At 60.4% G+C, this 1,400-nt stretch carries 2 protein-coding genes; one reads left to right on the top strand and one right to left on the bottom strand.

The genetic code is table 11. The features are described 5' to 3' along the window. Window positions 1–563 precede the first annotated feature (563 nt). Complete coding sequence (locus tag FFS35_RS19840; protein WP_171007705.1) at window positions 564–884, top strand: zf-TFIIB domain-containing protein; 321 nt, start codon at window positions 564–566, stop codon at window positions 882–884. A gap of 59 nt (window positions 885–943) precedes the next feature. On the opposite strand, the gene fliE is transcribed toward FFS35_RS19840, so the two are convergent. Next, window positions 944–1,285, bottom strand: a complete 342-nt coding sequence (gene fliE, locus FFS35_RS19835; RefSeq protein WP_088185143.1) for a flagellar hook-basal body complex protein FliE — start codon at window positions 1,283–1,285, stop codon at window positions 944–946. Window positions 1,286–1,400: the final 115 nt, after the last annotated feature.

Here is a 1,400-nt window from a genome sequence, read left to right as displayed (position 1 = left end):
AACCATCTCGATAATTCGCGTCGCCATAATGCCGCACCGGTGCCTGCCACAGTGCCGCACCTGTGGCTTGCGCATCACCTCGTCAGCAAGGCGGGGAACACCGGACGCTTACGAACGGAGCCGCCCGAACGAGGCGCCTTCAGCGGTCGCGGTCGAAGCGACAAAAGCGGAAGCCACGTGCGTGGTCGAGGTGTCGGACGTCGGCCCGGTCGTGGACGATCCTACTATCCATTCTATGGCGCCTATTCCGGGCAACCTTATTTTGGCTCCGTCTGGTTGGAATCGGCGTAGGCGGTCACGGTGGCGGGCATGGCTATCGCGGGCATGGTTTCTCCGGTGGTCACCGCTCCGGTCCTCATCGTTAGAGGCGGATCGGTTTTTGACCAAAGTGCAACCGCCAGCCTGCGCCATTCGGGTTAGGTTCATTGCGAGACACGCATCATGCTCTGGTCAGTGGCCGTCGCGGTGTCCTGTTGTCAGTCGCAAGCCGCGTCCGAACGAGCGAGGAATTCAGCATGTCCGATATCGTCCCAGCATCTGCATCCACGGCCCGCGCGCAGGGGATGCTCTGCCCGGTATGCAGAGTTGATCTCCTGCTTTCCGATCGACAGGGGATCGAGATCGATTATTGTCCGCAGTGCCGGGGCGTCTGGCTCGATCGTGGCGAACTCGACAAGATCATCGAACGGAACGCCGCTTTCGAGGCCGATGCACCGCCGCAGTCTATCGGCGGCGGCGCACCTGGGCCCGGCTACGGCCAGTCAGCCCCGTGGGGTGGAGGTCATGGCGAGGATCGTTACAGTGGCGGGCACGGAGGGGGCCATGGCGGAGGCCACGGCAGCGGCCATCAGCGAGGCGGCTTTCTGGGCGGTCTGTTCCGATAACACCAGCATCCGCTCGTGACACGTTGCCGCTCGGGTCTGATCAGGTGGCCGGAGACTGATCAGACCGGCATGTTCATTATATCCTTGTAGGCAGAAAGAAGCTTGTTTCTGACCTGCAAGGTCGCTTCGAAACTGATTGATGCGCGCTGCTGCATGAGTACTACGGACGCGATGTCGGTCGTTTCACCTCGTTCATAGGCCTCGGTCGCGACATCTTCCTGCTCCTGGAGGGTGTTGACCTGCTGTAGGGCATTTTGAAAAGTCGTCGCGAAGGATGGCGAACCGGCAGCGACACCATCAACGCGGGCCGTATCGGTCGTTTGGACAGTGTTCGCAAGCGGGCGGGCGGCGGCATCCCGCAACGCTGCATTTCGCTGCAACACTGCATTGCGGATAGCCATGATTGTCCGCCGTCAGCACCAATGGCACAGATTTGAGGTTGTGATTTAAGGAGGATCTGGGCTTCGTCGTAGTGACGAAGGAACGAAGATGAAGCCCAGATCCTCCAATGTAAAA

The organism is Sphingomonas sp. 3P27F8 (genome assembly GCF_005502745.1).
GTDB lineage: Bacteria > Pseudomonadota > Alphaproteobacteria > Sphingomonadales > Sphingomonadaceae > Sphingomonas.
This window is presented reverse-complemented; position numbering and strand designations above follow the sequence as displayed.

Excerpts from the sequence above, each read along its gene's own strand:
- fliE (WP_088185143.1), bottom strand. The coding sequence starts at position 1,285 with ATGGCTATCCGCAATGCAGTGTTGCAGCGAAATGCAGCGTTGCGGGAT.
- FFS35_RS19840 (WP_171007705.1), top strand. The coding sequence starts at position 564 with ATGCTCTGCCCGGTATGCAGAGTTGATCTCCTGCTTTCCGATCGACAG.